The 18108-nt window shown below is 42.6% G+C and carries 19 protein-coding genes; 9 read left to right on the top strand and 10 right to left on the bottom strand.

All coding sequences use genetic code 11. The annotated features are described in order from the left end of the window. Window positions 1-11: 11 nt before the first annotated feature. Both DIU38_RS31985 and DIU38_RS31980 read right to left on the bottom strand, forming a co-directional pair. Window positions 12-431, bottom strand: a complete 420-nt coding sequence (locus tag DIU38_RS31985; protein WP_112653525.1) for an OsmC family protein — start codon at window positions 429-431, stop codon at window positions 12-14. A gap of 204 nt (window positions 432-635) precedes the next feature. Continuing rightward, window positions 636-1814 carry a hypothetical protein gene (locus tag DIU38_RS31980; RefSeq protein ID WP_112653524.1) on the bottom strand — a complete coding sequence of 393 codons (1179 nt, stop codon included), beginning with the start codon at window positions 1812-1814 and terminating at the stop codon, window positions 636-638. A gap of 255 nt (window positions 1815-2069) precedes the next feature. Between DIU38_RS31980 and DIU38_RS31975 the strand changes: the two genes are divergently transcribed. After that, complete coding sequence (locus DIU38_RS31975) at window positions 2070-2537, top strand: SRPBCC family protein (protein WP_112653523.1); 468 nt, start codon at window positions 2070-2072, stop codon at window positions 2535-2537. Between the two features lie 271 nt (window positions 2538-2808). Continuing rightward, window positions 2809-3366, top strand: coding sequence for a hypothetical protein (locus DIU38_RS31970; protein ID WP_112653522.1), 558 nt, complete (start codon window positions 2809-2811; stop codon window positions 3364-3366). A gap of 692 nt (window positions 3367-4058) precedes the next feature. On the opposite strand, the gene DIU38_RS31965 is transcribed toward DIU38_RS31970, so the two are convergent. Then, window positions 4059-5318: a prephenate dehydrogenase gene (locus DIU38_RS31965; RefSeq protein WP_091165348.1), complete on the bottom strand. Its 1260-nt coding sequence runs from the start codon at window positions 5316-5318 to the stop codon at window positions 4059-4061. Window positions 5319-5448: 130 nt separating this feature from the next. Here DIU38_RS31965 and DIU38_RS31960 point away from each other — a divergent pair, with 130 nt between their 5' ends. Continuing rightward, window positions 5449-6195, top strand: a complete 747-nt coding sequence (locus tag DIU38_RS31960; RefSeq protein ID WP_129569176.1) for a hypothetical protein — start codon at window positions 5449-5451, stop codon at window positions 6193-6195. Between the two features lie 161 nt (window positions 6196-6356). Beyond that, window positions 6357-6980: an NUDIX hydrolase gene (locus DIU38_RS31955; protein ID WP_112653519.1), complete on the top strand. Its 624-nt coding sequence runs from the start codon at window positions 6357-6359 to the stop codon at window positions 6978-6980. Window positions 6981-7049: 69 nt separating this feature from the next. Here DIU38_RS31955 and DIU38_RS31950 read toward each other — a convergent pair whose 3' ends face one another. From DIU38_RS31950 to DIU38_RS31935, 4 genes are all read right to left on the bottom strand, one after another. After that, the gene (locus DIU38_RS31950; protein ID WP_112653518.1) at window positions 7050-7733 is read right to left on the bottom strand and encodes a carboxypeptidase-like regulatory domain-containing protein; all 684 of its coding nucleotides are present in this window, start codon (window positions 7731-7733) and stop codon (window positions 7050-7052) included. Between the two features lie 208 nt (window positions 7734-7941). Further along, window positions 7942-8925: a LiaI-LiaF-like domain-containing protein gene (locus DIU38_RS31945; protein WP_112653517.1), complete on the bottom strand. Its 984-nt coding sequence runs from the start codon at window positions 8923-8925 to the stop codon at window positions 7942-7944. A gap of 4 nt (window positions 8926-8929) precedes the next feature. Beyond that, on the bottom strand, window positions 8930-9529 hold the full coding sequence (locus DIU38_RS31940; protein ID WP_112653516.1) for a PspC domain-containing protein: 600 nt from the start codon (window positions 9527-9529) through the stop codon (window positions 8930-8932). A gap of 33 nt (window positions 9530-9562) precedes the next feature. Beyond that, complete coding sequence (locus tag DIU38_RS31935) at window positions 9563-10267, bottom strand: SDR family oxidoreductase (RefSeq protein ID WP_112653515.1); 705 nt, start codon at window positions 10265-10267, stop codon at window positions 9563-9565. A 167-nt stretch (window positions 10268-10434) separates the two neighbouring features. On the opposite strand from DIU38_RS31935, the gene DIU38_RS31930 reads away from it, so the two are divergent. The 5 genes from DIU38_RS31930 to DIU38_RS31910 all read left to right on the top strand — a co-directional run bounded on the left by DIU38_RS31930 (window position 10435) and on the right by DIU38_RS31910 (window position 15239). Beyond that, entirely contained in the window at window positions 10435-11166 is a 732-nt protein-coding gene (locus DIU38_RS31930; protein ID WP_090529338.1) for an MlaE family ABC transporter permease, read from the top strand. Continuing rightward, entirely contained in the window at window positions 11163-11915 is a 753-nt protein-coding gene (locus tag DIU38_RS31925; RefSeq protein ID WP_090529341.1) for an ABC transporter ATP-binding protein, read from the top strand. Before DIU38_RS31930 ends, DIU38_RS31925 begins: the two co-directional genes overlap by 4 nt. A 132-nt stretch (window positions 11916-12047) precedes the next feature. Continuing rightward, window positions 12048-12938: a class I SAM-dependent methyltransferase gene (locus DIU38_RS31920; RefSeq protein WP_112653514.1), complete on the top strand. Its 891-nt coding sequence runs from the start codon at window positions 12048-12050 to the stop codon at window positions 12936-12938. Between the two features lie 120 nt (window positions 12939-13058). Further along, window positions 13059-14132: a hypothetical protein gene (locus DIU38_RS31915; protein ID WP_112653513.1), complete on the top strand. Its 1074-nt coding sequence runs from the start codon at window positions 13059-13061 to the stop codon at window positions 14130-14132. 141 nt (window positions 14133-14273) lie between these two features. Next, complete coding sequence (locus tag DIU38_RS31910) at window positions 14274-15239, top strand: Gfo/Idh/MocA family protein (RefSeq protein WP_112653512.1); 966 nt, start codon at window positions 14274-14276, stop codon at window positions 15237-15239. A gap of 174 nt (window positions 15240-15413) precedes the next feature. On the opposite strand, the gene DIU38_RS31905 is transcribed toward DIU38_RS31910, so the two are convergent. From DIU38_RS31905 to DIU38_RS31895, 3 genes are all read right to left on the bottom strand, one after another. After that, window positions 15414-16259 carry a metallophosphoesterase family protein gene (locus tag DIU38_RS31905; RefSeq protein ID WP_112653511.1) on the bottom strand — a complete coding sequence of 282 codons (846 nt, stop codon included), beginning with the start codon at window positions 16257-16259 and terminating at the stop codon, window positions 15414-15416. A 95-nt stretch (window positions 16260-16354) separates the two neighbouring features. After that, window positions 16355-16921 (bottom strand): cupin domain-containing protein, encoded by a 567-nt coding sequence (locus DIU38_RS31900; protein ID WP_112653510.1) that lies wholly within the window; start codon window positions 16919-16921, stop codon window positions 16355-16357. A gap of 363 nt (window positions 16922-17284) precedes the next feature. Further along, on the bottom strand, window positions 17285-18106 hold the full coding sequence (locus DIU38_RS31895) for a glycerophosphodiester phosphodiesterase (protein WP_112653509.1): 822 nt from the start codon (window positions 18104-18106) through the stop codon (window positions 17285-17287). Window positions 18107-18108: the final 2 nt, after the last annotated feature.

Raw genomic sequence — 18108 nt, 5'->3', positions numbered from 1 at the left:
GCAAAATTTACTTAAGCGTAAATTACATCCAGTGAAATAGGCACATTCAAAGCTTTGGAGATGATGCAATTTGCTTTTGCACCTTCAGCAATTTCTCTAAACCGTTGCTCACTGACACCTTCAATAGCGGTGGCTTTCAGGTTTAAAGCTATAGCTGTTATACTTAATGCCTGCATATCCAGGTCAAGAATGGCGTCGGTAGTCAGATCGCCAGGGGTATAACCGGCCTGTGTTAATGCTGCGCCCGTCGCCATGGTAAAACAACCGGCGTGGGCCGCTGCAATCAGTTCTTCAGGATTGGTACCTACGCCCTCGGCAAAACGGGTTTTGAAAGAATATTGTGTTTTATTTAATACGGTGCTTTGAGTAGTGATCTCGCCCTTACCATCCTGTAAGGTGCCGTTCCAATGTGCATTTGCTGTACGTTTCATGATTTTGTTTTTTGTTGTTGTGTCTTCCGACAGAACAAAAGTACCGTTGTCAATCGCATGAAATTTTAACCTGGGTTAAAATTGTAATGGAGGATTATCAGGAGATTGTCAAGTGTTTTGAAGTGGCTTGTTGTTCAATTTATCATACTAAATCACAGTGCTGGTAACAAACCATTACCTCCGTCGAAATTCAGCTCTATAAACTCAACGCCTATTTATCACATCTTTCTCCCATTTTTCAAACATCCTCTTCTCAAAATTATCCAAACCTTTAATTCTGAATAACCCAAGCAGGAGTAAAAACAGCGTTGCTCCGATGGTAAATGATCCGCCAATCCATGCAAGCTTATTGCCATTCCGTTTTTCAAACGACTCATAAACCGGCGAAAGCATTGTTTGCTCTCCTTCAGCAACATCATCGCGCGAGTTTATGGCCGCCTCGTAGTTGGCTACCTCATCATCATTAGGTAAGCGGGCCAGGTATATAAATTTGTTTAACGGTTTGTATTTGAAAGCTGTGTCGCAATCTTTTGCAAACTGACTGAAATAGAAATTCTTTTCACTCGTGGATAAACTATTGCTGATGGTTTTGTGGTATTTAAAAACAAACCACGCGGCGGGCTCTATTTTGGGGATTATAGGCTTTATCTTAAATTTATAACTCCGGGTTACAACCGCTAGCGCGCCGTACTTACCGGCCTCCCCGTATTTAGGCATCACCATAGTAGGATTGACATAACGCATCATCATTATCGAGTCGGCAGGTAATTTTTTTAAAAACAACATATTGCGCAGCGTATCATTAATGATCACCAGTGTTTTAGGGTTTACCCTATTTCGCATGACAGCTATCTTGCTGGTATCGGGGAAAACATGGTCAAAAACCGGAACCGCGGCATAAGCATCCATATTAAAATCTACATTATTTTTACCACTAACAGAAAATATCACCTTAAAGTGGGCCATATGCTTGTTAGGATACTTCTGTTTAACGGTATAATACTTAGTCGCCGGCACATAATGAACCTCGCTTATGCTATCCAGACGGGTTAGCTTACCGGTAGCTGATTCCAAATAATTTTGTGCGATACAGATAGGTACAGCAAATGTAAAACCGCCTACCATTAACAAAATAGTTATTGGATCACGACTGGTTGCTTTATATGCCTTTAATTGCCTCAACTTAGGAAAAAGCAAAAGCTGTGGCAAAACAAGACCTACAATACCGGGGATAAGAAAATCGGCATCTTTATCTTTCAGCGTAAAAACATTAAACCTGATAAGCAGCAGCCAATGCAAAAAGGTATAAATAATTATGGTGCAAAGGCCTATAAAAACAAAGGGTAAAAAAATATACTTAAACTTGGCTTTGAACTGGCGCATGTAAAGTTCAGGTTGTGATCAATAAGTTTTAAATATACTGAACGAAAAATTACAGGCAAAAAATTGTTCTGATTTATGAAACGCTCGCGGTAGCGTAGCCGCGGCACACGCCTATCCCTTTAAAATAAGGCAATAAAAAATTTTCAGAAAAAATTGCGTAACTCAGAAGTTACCCATACATTTACGTAACTTTAAAGTTACACATTTTAACAAGGCCTGTTAAATAATGAATTATTCAACTTAAAGATCAAAAAAATGACAACTACAGATTTCACAACAACCTTATTGGTAAACCAAAGCCCTGAAGAAGTTTTTGATGCGTTAAAAAATGTCCGGGGATGGTGGTCAGGCTTGCATTCGGAAATATTTGAAGGCGAGTCGGAAAAACCTGGCGACGAGTTTTCATTCTTTGCCGGCGACGGGGCGCACTACACCAAACAAAAACTTGTTGAATTGGTCCCCAACAAGAAAATAGCCTGGTTGATTACCGATAGCAAGCTAACTTTTACACAAAACCAAACCGAGTGGACCGGCACCAAACTTTGCTTTGACATTTCTGCCGAGGGCGATGCCACAAAAATTGTATTTACCCACGTTGGACTGGTACCAGAATTTGAATGTTATCACGCCTGCGCACCGGCATGGACACAATACATACAGGAGCGGTTGTTAAACTGGATAAATACAGCTACGGCAAGCAAAACAATGTCAGCGGCGCAGTAATGCGTGATTTGGTATATCTGTTTTCATATCATTGGCTCGCACATGTGGCAAGCCAATGATATGTTTTTTTATACAGTGAGTAAATTTATACTTCTGTATTATCCACTGGTCGAAGTTTAGAGACAGCGCAACTTCGTCTTAAAAGGAGTTAAGCTTTTAGTTTAACCCAGCTTGCTGATTCATTCGTATGATGGGCATTGTGCGTAATAACAATCAATATCGATGGAAAAAGCTATACCCGTTTATATATCTTTGAGAAACAAATAACCTTATGACAATAAAGTTGGGCAACTTCTTCCCCAAAAAATCAGTAGATGAACCACTATTGGAACTTGACGACCCAAGATGGTCGACGTTAGAAGGCGGTTACAGAGGAACATTATATGATGCTTCAAGAGCTTTGAAGCAACTTGAACTTGCAGACAATAAACAAACTGTAAACCTTATTTATCAGGAATTGTGGAACGAATTACATCACCAAGGAGATGTCGGCTTGGCATCATATTATTCGGTTCCTCATTTGGTTCGGATATCGCTGCAAAAACAAATTGTAGACTATAATATACTTGGGCTGGTTTCGGTTATCGAAATACAAAGGCACAAGAACAATCCACAAATACCAAACTCGCTAAAACCAAACTACAACAAAGCGATTGAAGATTTAGCAGATCTTGCGAAGCTTGCTATGAATCAATATTGGGATTTGGATTTAGCAGCAACGGCGTTAACAGCTATTGCATTAGCTAAGGGGCAAGTAAAGTTGGCAAATGCTATTCTGAATATGGATAGTGAAGATACCATAGATGAGTTTCTCGAATCCTATAGTTAGCCATTGGCGATATATTCCTTGATACAATGAAGAAAAAACTTTGTGGCTTAGAATTTAATATAGAGAATATAGAGCAGATCATTAACATGGGCGGCCCATGGATTTGCTCTATATACCTCGAAAACCATTTAATTTCAGACCATTGTGTTATCGACAATATTTTGGAAGATACTTATCACCAAAGAGTATATTTCATTAAATATCATCGTATCTCAAAATGGAAAGCGGATAACTTCTTTACTTTGAATTACTTTTCGGTTAATGATAATGAGATCCATCAATCAAAACGAAGGTTTGAAATGCTCTATCTTAAAAAATTTTGAATCCTGAAAGCATCGAGATATTCTATGCATTCCATGACAAAAATCAAGATAGAAGAGATGTCTTCGCAGTCTCTGAAAAATTTGATATAATATCAGAATATTTGAAATGACCCTAACTTTTCTGAAAGCTCACAACCAATGTCAGTGTTCAATTTTTGAAAAACAGGGTGTTCAACATTTTACGAGCCAAAATTACAACTAACTGACTATCAATACCAACCTGTTCAAAACAGCGAATAGATGATTTTACGGATTTTATAAACAACTGATTATCAACAATAATCAAATTACAAAAAACAACAAGTGTTCACACCTTAAAAAATTGAACACCTGCCAATCAATCTCCAACCTCTAATCACTAATACCAAACTACTCCATCATCAACCTGCGGATCAGCTCCGCGCTTTGGGCTTTGCCCTCTTCAAGCCGGTGGCTAAAGAATGCCTGTGTATCGTTAAAGTGTTTCTTATAACCCTCCATATCCCCATATCCGATAATAGCCGACCATTCCCTCACCGCCGAGTGAAACTCCAGGTCGTCGCCGCGGATGGTTTTATCGTACAGCGCTGTTTCCAATGATTCTTCCAGCAGCTCTTCGTTCTTGAAAAGGTATTCGGCAATGCCCAAACGCAGGCGGAAAGGCGGGGTTTGGCAAATAAGGTTATCATACGGGTTAACGCCGAGGTGGTACCAGGCATCAACCATGCTCAGGATACTGAGGTGCGAGTTTGGCTTTTGATGATCGGCATGCTGTGACAGCGAAAACTCCTTCATCACGGTATCATTAAGCATAATAGGCTTGCGGCTTTCGTGAAAAACAAAGTCGCGTGCGCGATAAAGGCGTTGCTTAAATGCATCGGCCTCTTCCTTGATCATCAGCTTAAACAACTCCGACTCCGATTCGGCATATCGCTTCACCTGTTGCCGGGCATACGGGTTGAGGATAGCCAGCCCGGCATAAACGTGGGCCTTGTAACTGAAGATCCGGAGCGTGGTCAGGATCTTCACATTATCTATCCCCCCAATATATGAGGCGTTTTCCCAGGGGAAAAACCCGGCCGATTTCCAGGCGGTGCCCATGCTCTCAAAACCAACGTGGGTAACGGCCTGGGTATCGGCTACAATACGGTCGTGCTCGTGGTAGTCGGCAATTTCAACTATATTGCTGCCAATGGCTGTAAACAGGTCATACATGCGCTGGTAGGCATCGGGCGTTGAGCGGTGCGGGATCAGGATGAGCGTTTGCCCGGCGGGTTCAAACCCCGGGCCGTGCATCCCATGAAAGGTAACTATCTGGGCATCGGCAGGCAGGTGCTTTTCAAAGGTGGCAATCTCCGGGGACTTAACCGAAGTTTGCCCGGCCACAATGGCACCGTACTTGGTTGAAGGGCCATACTCGGCAACCACACGCTCCATGCTATCGGCCTCAACCGAATAGATGATCAGGTCGTTGATGCGGGCAACGTCGCTGCCGTGATCCATAACGGTGATGCCGTGGGGCGTAAGCTCTTCTTCAAGCTTTTCACGGTTGGCCGGCAGGTCGCAGCCCGAAACGGTGTAACCAGCCTTTGCGAAAGCCTTTGCGTACAGGCGGCCCATGTCGCCTAACCCAATAATACCTATATTCATGCCGCTAATATAACTATGAGTAGGTTAATTACGTACGAAAGCTTATTTTAGCCTCAAAAACGCAGGGTGCATATAATAAAAACCGTAAACATCCTGTTTTGTTAATAGCATATACCTAATTTTACATTTGATGAACAAGCATTTACTACTTACGATAACGGTTTTAATAGCGATGATAACGGGGAGTGTTGCGGCAACTTTTGCACAGGACAGCACCAGGAAAAAAACCGCTACCTTAAAACCCAATGCTATTCCGCCCATTGTAAGATCGAGCCCGGCAGCGCTTAAAAATCCGGCTGCAACGCCGCAACAACCGGCTAAATCTGCTTATACCCTGCCCAAAATCAGTGCTGCTGCCGATTCGGCCCTGCAAAAAGATAAAAGCCTTAATGGCCAGTACAAATACCTGCTCAGCAAACTATACCACTATCAGCAGCCGCTGGTTGCCGCCCTGTGGAAAAACATGAAGGATACCCTCAACACCGAGCGCCGCCAGCTTAAAGAGGCCAGGGCCAAACTTGCCGAACAGGGTAAAAATGTTGAAAGCCTTAAATCTGACGCAAGCAGTAAGGAGCAAGCCCTTAATGAATCAAATGCCAAACGCGATGAGATAAGCCTATTAGGCATTCCGTTTACTAAAGCAACATACAACCTGGTAATGTGGGGCTTGGTTATTGTTTTTGGAGTGGTTGCCGTTATCGTGATAGCCCGCTCGGGCGCACACAGCCGCGAAGCCAAATACCGCATCAAGCTTTACGAAGAGCTTGACGAAGAATACAAAGCCTATAAAGCTAAAGCCAACGAAAAAGAGAAGAAACTTGCGCGCGAACTTCAAACCGAACGCAATAAGCTTGATGAGCTGTTAGGCAGAGGGTAATTTTTTTTGATTTCGGAATTACACACACTTCATGTCATTGCGAGCGAAGCGTGGCAATCGCATACTATACAGGGGCTGATATGCCTTGCTACGAGATTGCCGCGTCGCGCCATACACACAGGCAGCCCCGCTCCTCGCAATGACATAATTTTATAAACATCATGCCCAACACCAATCTCCTTTCCCTTATAACCCAACTGCGTTCCATTGCCGATACAGGTCTGCTATACGCCAAAAACGAATACGATATTGAACGTTACCAGGAACTGCAACAACTGAGCACTAAAATGTTTGATAAGGTAAGCGGCTATGGTGCGGAGACCATCAACCTGCTATTTCCACAGGCAACGGATTACCCTACTGCCAAAGTTGATTTACGCGGCATCCTGATATCGCCGGATAACAAGATCCTGCTGGCCAGGGAGAGCGGGGATGGAAAATGGTCGTTACCCGGTGGATGGGGCGATATAGGCTATACACCTAAGGAAACCATAGTAAAAGAGTTTTGGGAGGAAACCGGCTTGCAGGTTACTGCCGACAGGCTGCTGGCCGTATTTGATAAAAAAATGCACCCACACCCGCCACAGCCTTTTTATGTGTATAAAATGGTTTTCTACTGTAAAGCCATAACCACAGAATTTAATAAAGGCTTTGATGTGCTGGACGTGCAGTATTTTGACATCAACAATCTGCCCCCACTATCGGAAGACCGGATCCTGAAAAGCCAAATCGAACTGCTCTATCAAAAGATCATTACTAACGATATCAGCGTTTGGGCAGATTGATTAATGCTAACTGCGCCAACTCATATCTAACCCAAACTGTTACTGCAACTGTCGCTGCTACTAAAAAAACTACTCCTTCAAATCAGGCAGCGTACGTTTATCAGCCGGTAGTGCCAGATACTTCTTGTACGAATCATTGATATAAACCGCCATGGAAGGGCCGTTGTTATTTTTGACAAACTCGTATGAAGGCCTGTAAATAGTCATGAAGTTCTCCAGCTCCTGTCCGCGCAGCGGGATAATGCTTTGTACGTAATTCATGGTAAACACTTCGTCAACATGGCGTTCTTCTTCCTCGTGTTTAAAGTACTTTTTAAGGCGGCGGGCATCTTTTGCCTCCTTGCTAAACCACGATGTAGGTGATAGCGGATAAACTTTAGCGCGGGTATACACTTCCGGATATTCTTTGTGAGCGTCAAATGTTTGGCGTTTGGCGCTGATATTAACCTGCCTCAGGGCTATGGTTTGGGCAACCATCTCTATTTTCTTGTTGGTAAAATCGGTTACATATAAGGTATCTGACACATAACCCGGAGAGCTAAAAATCAGGGTGTGCCCTGTTTCTGTACGGATACTGAAATTACCTTTACTATCGGTAAGTGTCATTTGCCTGTTTTGGTTGTCTCGCACAAAAACATCGCTCATTTTATTGTTTTTGCCCGACTCAACAACAGTCCCTTTTACAGTGGTTTGAGCATTTACGGTATAAGCCCAAAATAGAAATGCAGATAATATAAGGTATGGGTATTTCATAGCAGATTATTTGTGCTGTAAATTAAACTTATTTTTTGTTCCAAAGGTTTTCATTTTAACACTTTTTCACCGCTGCGTTAACTTAAATGACAAAACACTGAATCAGCTTATAATATAGTGCAAAAAAAACGCCCCATCAAATTGATGGAGCGGATGGCAAGTCATTATTGTTGTATATGTCCCGGTATCGTTTTACTCAGGATTTAGGTTAATATCGGTTAACTTTAAAATCAGAGATCCCACCACTCATATGGATCAGGATCCTGTTTTTTGCGGCATCAAAGCCATCGGTTTCGTAGTCGTTATCACTCTTTTTACTAAAGCCCTCAAACTCGTTTGATGAGAGGCCGGTATTGGAGGTGATACGGCATGCAGCACCTTTTGGTACCCTTATAGTAACCTCAGACGCGCCGGTTGAAACCTCTATATTAGTATTGGCAAGAGGGGCTCCAAGCTTCACATCAAACGATGCTGCACCGCCCTTTAAAGATAAGCTTTTTATTTTAAATTTTGAAAGATCAAAATTTAAATCTGTTGCACCTGTAGTTACGTCAATATCCCAAACCGGATTGGTGTTTAATTTGATGTCGGCCTTATTGTTTTTGCGGTCGTCGGAGTCAAAATGAAAACCTTTATTATTTTTCAAATTAAGGTTAAGCACATATACCGAATCATCCTTACTATGGTTAAAGGTATACTTACCGTAAAGTTCCTGCGTTTGGGCATTGAACAAATCGGCAGTGCTATCGCTTAAATTATAAATGGTACCGCCGCCGCTGATGTTAAGGCGGGCATGTTTAATATCCGCAGTATACTCCTGTTTAAAAGTTTTATCGCCGCCTATTTTAACCACACCCTGATCGGTGTTGGTAGTATCGCTATCATCGTCATCGTCGTTGTTATAATCATCGCTGTGGAAGGTCCATGCATTTGGCCAAAAATGGTAGCGTTTGCCAAAGTTGCCAAATACCAGCAATGCAAAGCAGCCTACTACAACCGCCAGCTTCAGGATAGTAGCTAATGGCGACCGGTTGCCTGCAAATACCAGGCTGATACCCCCCATTATTAAAAATATAGGCCATAGGTACAGGAGGTTCATCCAGTCGAAATTTATTACGTGGAAGTTATCCAGCAGGAATACCACTCCCAACAACACCAGGATCGCGCCCGGAACAAGTTTATCGCTTCTCATAATATTATATAGTTGGAGGTGTATCTTTTGTTTCTGTTTCTTCTTTAGCAAGCTCTGTTTCGGGGGCATTGGTTACCTCGTTAGCATGCCAGCTTTGTTTTTCCCATGGCTGTTTTTTTACTCCTGAAATTATCAGGGCAATACCGGCGCCTACCAGCATTACGGGCCAAAGGCTTTCAAAATCCCAGTCGGGCATCAGGTCAAGCTCGTTAAGCAGGAATATCGAACCCAAAAAGATCATCGCCACGCCAAATATTAACCCAACTGTTGAAGCCTGCTTTTTAGGAGGATTTACAAATGGCGGAGGATTAAAAGGCCGGTTGGCAAATTTCGGGTCGTAAAATGGCCCCGATTGCGATGCATTTGTAAAAGGATTATCCTGCGGAGGCACCCTGTAATCAACGCCGGGGGTAAAGTCAAAGCCTTTCTTGGGCAATACTATCCATAGTACTATATATATAGGTAAGCTAAAGCCTTTTAAAATAAGGGTTACCAAAAATATCGCCCTGATAACTGCCACGTCCGTGCCAAAATGCTCGGCAAGGCCCGCGCAAACACCGCCTATTACCTTTCGGTGTTCATCGCGATGAAGTTTCTTTTCCATAATTTATGTTCGTTTATGTTTTAAGTTGATTTATCATAACTGGCCCGGCGCAGGTTTGATGATGATTTCGTCGACATTGGCACCTGTGCTCATCCTGTAAATATTGATGATTGCCGATGCTATGTCTTCGGGCAGCACCATAGTATTTGGGTCAACCACCGCGTCTTTCCATGAATCCGTTAACGTTGATCCCGGAATTACGGCGGTAACTTTTACACCATGCTCCTGCATCTCGAGCCTCATTACTCTTGTTAGACCTAACAACGCATACTTTGTTACACTGTAACTCCCCGCTTGTGGTACAGGGTTTATTGCGGCTACCGAACATATATTAAAAAAGTGTCCGTTACGTGCCTTTGCCATGGTTTTACCAAAATAACGGTACAACTCATAGGTCGGCATCAGGTTGGTATTCATCTGAATTGGAAGGGTATCCTCGTTATCATCCAATATACTTGCGGGGATGAACGTGCCTAAATTATTTACTACAACATCAATAAAGCCAAATTCTGCTTCTGCTGCAGCTGCAAATTTCAGGAGTTCGGCTTTATTGCTGCCATCGGCCTTCATAGCAAAAACCTTTACCCCGGCATCAAATTGTTCAAGCTCATCTTTAAAATTCAATAATTCCTGCTCGTTCCGCGAACAAATTGCCACGTTCAATCCTTCATTAGCAAAAGCAATTGCAATTGAGCGGCCCATGCCTTTAGTTGAACCGGTGATGAGTACGTTTTTCATATTGTTTAAATTAATTTTTATAGTTAGTGAAGCTTTATGCCCGCAATTTACGTAAGCAGAGTAATTGAAACGCTTATAAAATTGAATTTAAATGACTGGTTTTAACACCTGACCATTTAGGCTTAAAGGTAAAAAGCGTATTTTTAACCGATTTTTTATGCATCTACATGTTTCATAGCTTAGGAAAATATATACTCTTACTGCGTTTAAGTTTCAGGAAACCCGAAAAATTCAGTGTATACTGGGCCGAAATCATGCGTGAGATGGTTTCGGTGGGTATTGGCTCTTTGGGCATTGTTGCTATTATTTCGCTTTTTATTGGCGCGGTAGCTACCATCCAAACGGCTTTCCAGCTTATAAGCGATTTTATCCCCAAAACAGTGGTAGGCGGTATTACCCGCGATTCAACTATCCTGGAGTTTAGCCCAACCATATCGGCACTGGTTTTGGCCGGCCGTGTAGGCTCGGCCATGGCATCGCAAATTGGCACGATGCGCGTTACCGAACAGATAGACGCCCTGGAGATTATGGGTGTAAATGCCCCTGGTTATTTGATATCGCCCAAAATCATTTCCGGTGTTACCATGATCCCCTTATTGGTTATTGTTTCTGTAGGTTTAGGATTAACCGGCGGCTATATTGCCTGCTGGGCATCAAATGATGTATCAACCAACGATTATTTGAGAGGCCTGACCGACGGATTTAACCCGGTTATTGTCACCGTTTGCGCCGTTAAAGCGATATCATTCGGCTTCGTAATTACCTCCATATGTTCATACCAGGGCTTTTATGTTAACGGCGGATCACTTGAGGTTGGCCAATCTGCAACACGCGGAGTGGTGTGGAGCTGTATCATGATCCTGTTTTGTGACCTTATCATTTCACGCCTGTTACTATGATCGAAATACAAGACGTATATAAAAGCTTCGGCGAAAACGAAGTACTGAAGGGCATCACCGCAATTTTCCATCCCGGAAAAAACAACCTGATCATCGGTGGGTCTGGTTCTGGTAAAACCACTTTGCTTAAATGCATTGTTGGGCTGCATGAACCTACTAAGGGCGATGTGATTTTTGATGGCGAGAATTTTACCAATATGAATTTTGAGCAACGCGTGCCCATCCGTACTCAAATAGGGATGCTTTTTCAGAACTCGGCCCTTTTTGACTCCATGACGGTTGAGCAAAATATCATGTTTCCGCTTAACCTGTTCACCGATCAATCAAAAAGCGAAAAACTTGACCGCGCCAACTTTTGTCTCGAAAGGGTTAACCTTGCCGGCAAAAACAAATTATATCCATCCGAACTATCAGGAGGTATGAAAAAACGTGTGGGTATCGCCCGCGCCATTTCCATGCAACCTAAATATCTGTTTGTTGACGAACCTAACTCGGGTCTTGACCCGGTAACATCTATCCTGATAGATGAACTGATTGCCGAACTTACAGCAGAGTACAGCATTACTACCGTAGTGGTAACCCACGATATGAACTCGGTAATGGGGATTGGCGATCACATCATTTTCCTTCACCAGGGTAAAAAATGGTGGGAAGGATCGAATAAGGAAATAGCCAAAACCGACAACAAAGAGCTCAACGAATTTGTATTTGCCAGTCCGTTTATGCGGGCAGCGAAGGCTACTTTGTAGTTGGCCGTTTTCAGTGGCAGTAAGCAGTGTGTGCAGAGTTATCTGCATGTATTTTTATAATAACTATATTTGCAACCAATTTATTGACTGGGGCATGCAAACTGCCAACAGCATACTGCAAACTGAATAAGAATGATCCAATTACTTACCCCAACGCACTGGAAAGATTACGAACTGATTGATTGCGGCGACTTTGAAAAGCTGGAACGTTTTGGGAATATCATACTCATCCGCCCCGAGCCTCAGGCGGTTTGGAACAAAACCCTGCCCGCTTCAGAGTGGCAGCGTTTACACCATATTAAATTTAAAGGCCGTTCGGCAACATCAGGCGAGTGGTTGAAAAAAGATCCTAAAACTCCCGACCGCTGGCATATCGAATATAAAAACAAGGAAGCCGCCATTAAATTCAGGCTGGGCCTTACCTCGTTTAAACATGTTGGTATCTTCCCGGAACAGGCTGTAAACTGGGATTACATTAGCCAAAACATTAAACGCTTTAAAACGCCAGATCCTAAAGTACTTAACCTGTTTGCCTATACCGGTGGTGCTTCATTAATTGCCCGCGCCGCAGGTGCCGATACCACTCACGTTGACTCTATTAAACAAGTAGTTACATGGGCCAATGAAAACCAGGAAATTTCAGGACTCAAAGATATACGCTGGGTTGTTGAGGATGCCCTGAAGTTTGTTAAACGTGAATTGAAACGCGGTAAAAAATATAACGGCATCATTCTCGATCCGCCGGCATACGGCAATGGCCCTAACGGCGAGAAATGGAAACTGGAAGATAATATCACCGAAATGATGCGTGATGTAACCCAACTGCTCGAACCTGAAGAGCACTTCCTGATCCTGAACACTTACTCCCTTGGATTTTCATCTGTAATAGTCGAAAACCTCATTAAAAGTTCGTTCCCGCAGGTGCAAAACCTCGAAATTGGCGAGCTTTACCTGCAGGCAACAGCCGGGCCAAAACTACCTTTAGGGGTTTTTGGAAAGTTTCATAAAATTAAAAGTAATTAATTTCCAATATCTATCTTTGGCGGCGACCGAACCAACACAATTGCCGCTATATAAGTGGCTGGAGATTAAATTAACTAAATACGCCTTACATACACCTGCATTATATTGAACGTTAAAACAATGAAATTAAAAACGCTTGTACTATCCGCTACATTTGTGGCATCGGCAGCTTTGCTTTTAAACAGCTGCTCTCAAAATGGCAACAGTGCCAAAATCGACGGTAAAAAAACCGCCGCTGCAGTTAAAGGTGATTCGGCCCAGGCTGAAACAGCAGATACCTTAAGCGTTAAAAAATCTACCTACCCTCCTATCGATAAAAAGCTGTACGATTCGTTGATGAAATTCAATGCGCATGGTGATACTACAGGCAGGTGGCCAGTAAAAAATACGCCTTATCCAATTGGTGGAGCTATTTTACCGTTCAAACGTGTAGTTGCTTATTACGGTAACTTATACTCAAAAAGAATGGGCATTTTGGGCGAATTACCGCCAAACGAAATGCTTGCCAAATTAAAAGGCGAAGTAAAACATTGGGAAAAGGCAGATCCTAAAACTCCTGTTCAACCCGCGTTGCATTACATTGCCGTTGTAGCCCAGGGCGATGGTGGTAAAGACGGCAAATTCCGTTACCGTATGCCATTTAAACAGATCGACAGCGTATTGGTACTGGCTAAAAAAGCCCATGCTATTGTATTTTTAGATGTACAGGTAGCTTTAAGCAACATCCGCGCAGAATTACCACTACTTGAAAAATACCTGGAATTGCCACAAGTACATTTTGGTATGGACCCTGAGTTTTCAATGAAAGACGGAACTCATCCGGGTAAAAAGATTGGCACTTATGATGCCGATGACATCAACTACGTATCAGACTATCTTGCCAAAATTGTTAAGAAAAATGGACTGCCGCCAAAAATCCTGATAGTTCACCGCTTTACTAAAAAGATGGTGACCAATTATAAGAGTATCAAATTGCACCCGGAAATTCAACTGGTAATGAACATGGATGGCTGGGGCGAACCTGACCTAAAAACCGGCACTTACCGCTACTTCATTAACCAGGAGCCGGTACAGTTTACAGGCTTTAAATTGTTTTACAAAAACGACATCAAAAAACCACCTCACCACATGTTAACCCCTGAGGAGGTTTTATCAAGATACAAACCATACCCGATTTATATCCAGTATCAATAAGTCGAGAGTCTTAAGTTCTAAGTCAGAAGTCCTGGGTAAGTAATAAAATTTATTTACCCGGGACTTTTGCATTTAAAGCTATATACTTGAAAAATCAATTTTGACTTAGAACTCCGAACTTAAGACTTCAGACTAAGAACTATGATAAAATGGGGCATTATTGGATGCGGGCGTATTGCACACAGGTTTATGCAGGGCTTTGCTGCCGTTCCGGGTATCAAACTTGTAGCTTCGTACTCGCGCAGGCCCGAAACTGTTAACGCTTTTGTTGCGCGATACGGCGGTATTGCTTGCCAAAGTATTAATGAATTGCTTGCGAGCGATATTGATGCAGTTTATATAGCTACCTTGCCTGATAGCCATGCCGCTTACAGCATTGCCGCACTTAAAGCGGGCAAGCATGTGCTTTGTGAAAAACCGGTCACTGTTAATCTTGCCGAACTGGAGGAGGTACTTGTTGTTGCCAAACAAACCGGCTTGCTTTTCATGGAAGGCATGAAACCACCCTTCTACCCTTTATACAGCAAATTAAAAGAACATATTGCTAATGATCCTATAGGCCCTGTTGGCTATATACGCGCCGGATCGGCCGTGGCCGATTGTCCGCCCGATCATCCAAATTACAATCTTGAACTTGTCGGCGGTAGCCTCATGGGGATTGCTATTTATGAAGCTTTTTTAGCACTCGACTGGCTCGGCCCCATGCAGGACATCCAAACCATGGGCAGGTTTGGTGAAACCGGGATTGATATGTTTGCCATTTTTCAAACTTTGCATCAAAATGGATATGCCCAATTGTATTGCGGTTTTGATATGCACGGCAAAGGCGATGCGCTGATAGTAGGAACATTAGGCCACATAACCATCCACAAAAACTGGTGGAACCCGGCAAAGGCAACTATCAGCTACCTTGATGGCCGTACCATAGAACTGGATGAACCATTTACCGCCGGAGGGTTAAATTATGAGATCATCCATTTTTGCGAGCTTATAAGGCAAAGCCAAACAGAAAGCCCGGTACTACCACATGAACTATCCAGGCAGATGATTGCTATGATAGATCAGGCGAGGGAGCAAATAGGGTTAAAATTTCCGGTGGAAAAGTAGAATCTATAATAAACTTTGCTGGCGCAAGTTTTGTGCGATAGCCTGAGCACGGCTAACTTGTGCCTTCTACGTCATGCAAAGGGACAAAGCAGGAAAAGCACAAGTCAGCCACCCACATACCCAGGGCTCAAGACTTGCGCTAAAAATACTCCATAATAAAATCCGAAATTCTATTTACAGTTTCGCTGAGTTTAGCACCGGATTCTGGCTCGCGTTTACCTGGTAAGTATAAATAGCATTCTGCTCATCAACTTCAACAATACGATACCCTTTGTAATCGGTTCCCCAATCACCGCCTATATGCGAGTCGAAAAAATGAGGAAGTTTATCAGTATAACGTACGCCATCCAGCAGGTGATCATGACCATGAAAAACGGCTTTTACCTTAGGATAAGCATGCAGCAATTGGATAGTTTCGGGACAGTCGACAAATACATCATTCTTAACCCATTTGGTAGGCGGGATGTGCAGTATCACAAAAACTATCTTTTTATCTGCAAATTTGTCTAATGATGCTTTCAGAAAAGCATTATTGGGGCAGGTATAAACGCCTTTGGTATCGGCAGTGTGGGCCAGTACGAGGCCTATATCGCCAAACTCTACCGTGTATTTATCTTCATAACCAAAAGCATTCTTCCAAACTGTGGCATCAGCAAAATCATGATTGCCGGGGATGGTATGGTAGGGGACATTTAATTTATCAAGGTATTTTGTTTTGATCTCCGGGAGCAGGTCCGGGCGATTGTGTACCAGGTCGCCGTTCACGATAACAAAATCAAGGTGGTTTTTGCTATGATCCTCGTTTAGCCATTTAACCATGTTGCCGGTGTGTAAAGCAAAGTCAGTTTCCGGCTGCCCGTAGTGAATATCAGATGCTAAAGCAAACCTTAATTTTAGTTTGGCTTTAGTGGCACGGCTATACCGGTTATTTTCGGCAGCAAAACTGTTAACAGCAGGTAAAAGACTTAAAGCGGCAACACCTGTTAAGGCAGTGCCAAAAAATTCGCGGCGCGAAGTCATAGGTTATTATTTTACGGCAAAGGTAGGCTTGGGGTGTTAAATGAAAGTTAAGAAAACATCGAATTTGAAGTGTATTGTAATATACCGTAAGAAGTTTACTCCAGTTTTAACGGCGGACCCACTATTTGCATATCATGGTCGTTAAAAATTTTGGCGAGTTCCTGTTTTGTTGGTTCATGATCCAATGCTTGCATTGTTACAAAAAAATCTTCAAGCTTACCAGCAGGTTGAAACGTAACCGTCATTTTTCCTTTTTCAGATACTTGCGTCCATGCATGTGGTACATTTCGGGGTAAAAAAACACTATCGCCTGTACTTAAATGGAACTTATCTTCACCAACCTGGAAGTAGTAGGCGCCATCTAAAACATAAAATATCTCGTCTTGCAAGGGATGCACATGCAATGGAGTACCCCGGCCTTGCGATAAACTTGTTTGTTCAAAAATAGCCAGGTCGCCGTCGGTATCACTGCCAGATACTTTCACATCCATTATATTTGAATTGACCCCTTTTAATTTAATATGCCCATGTATACGACCTTCTCCCGCACTTATTTTAAATCCTTTGTTTACCCGCATAAATCTCTTTACACCTGTAGAAAAGGATGTTAAAGGCATTGCAGCAAAAGCTAACATGGCAGTAATGAAATTATTTCTTTTCATGGCGAAGCGCTTTTATATCGGTTTATAAAAAGAAACTCGTTAATATCTTACCTTATTGATATAAAAGTAGTTATAATTATTCAGTTACGCTAATCCCTAAGTATTCTTACGTAATTGGAGTGCCGTTTTAGTTGATATATATTTGAGGGCTTTAATATTGCCCGCAAACATTCACTGGTTAGATGGGCATATACCGAAAAGCTCGGGGGCCGAGGTCATAGGATATTATTTTATTTATAAACGTTGCCTTGTGATGTTAAATAAAAGTTAAGAAACTATTTGAATCAGAATTTCAGAATGCTTGAATTTTCAGAATTAAACATATCACATTCCGGACATTCTGAAAATTCTGATTCAGACAATTTACCTCAACCCCTTTTCTTTTAAAAACTTCACCAGTGCCGCAGGATGATCAGTTTGCAAACCTTTCAGGCCCACTGCAAGAGCTTTATTCCAATCCGCAGGGCCTTCACCTGCACTTTGGATATCAGGCCAAACCGGGATGTGATATTCTCCGGCCAAGGCTACCATATCAGTAGTGTATTGATTATAAGACCCGTCAAGAATATCGGGATGATACTGATCAATGAATTTTTTCATATCTCCGGTATTTTTAACACTATCGGGCAGGCTCAGCATTAGCGGCATTTTGGGGGCAGCTTTTCGCCAACCTGTAAATTGAGCGGCGCTGTTGATATAAACCAATACCTGTTTTTCCATACCATACTCTTTGATCATCTGATAGGCCTGTTCGGGATCGGCGGCTTTAAAATCAAGGTAGATGCCTATCCGGTTTTTACACAATTGCAGGATCTGCTTAAAGGTTGGGATCCGGAATGCCTGTTTACTTGCTGTATCTTTGCTTTCAACCTTTAACTGCAGCAACTCGGCAAGAGTAAAATCCTTCAGTTGCCCTTTACCATCAGTCATGCGGTTAATACTGCCGTCATGCATACTTACCAGTTCACCATCTTTGGTAGTACGCAGGTCTATCTCTACATAATCAGCCTCATTTTTTATTGCCTCCTTATACGCTTCAAGTGTGTTCTCCGGATAAACGACATGATCGCCGCGGTGGGCAGCGACTATAAACTTATGCCTTGAAACGGGAGCCGGGTTGGCCTGCCACCCATCACCGGGCAACAGCCATAGTAACCCTAAAATTGTTAATAATTGAAAACGCATCG

Origin of the sequence: Mucilaginibacter metallidurans, from assembly GCF_003286435.2 — a bacterium.
GTDB classification, from domain to species: Bacteria; Bacteroidota; Bacteroidia; order Sphingobacteriales; family Sphingobacteriaceae; genus Mucilaginibacter; species Mucilaginibacter gossypii.
The sequence above is the reverse complement of the archived record's forward strand: the minus strand, read 5'-3'. Positions and strand labels throughout refer to the sequence as shown.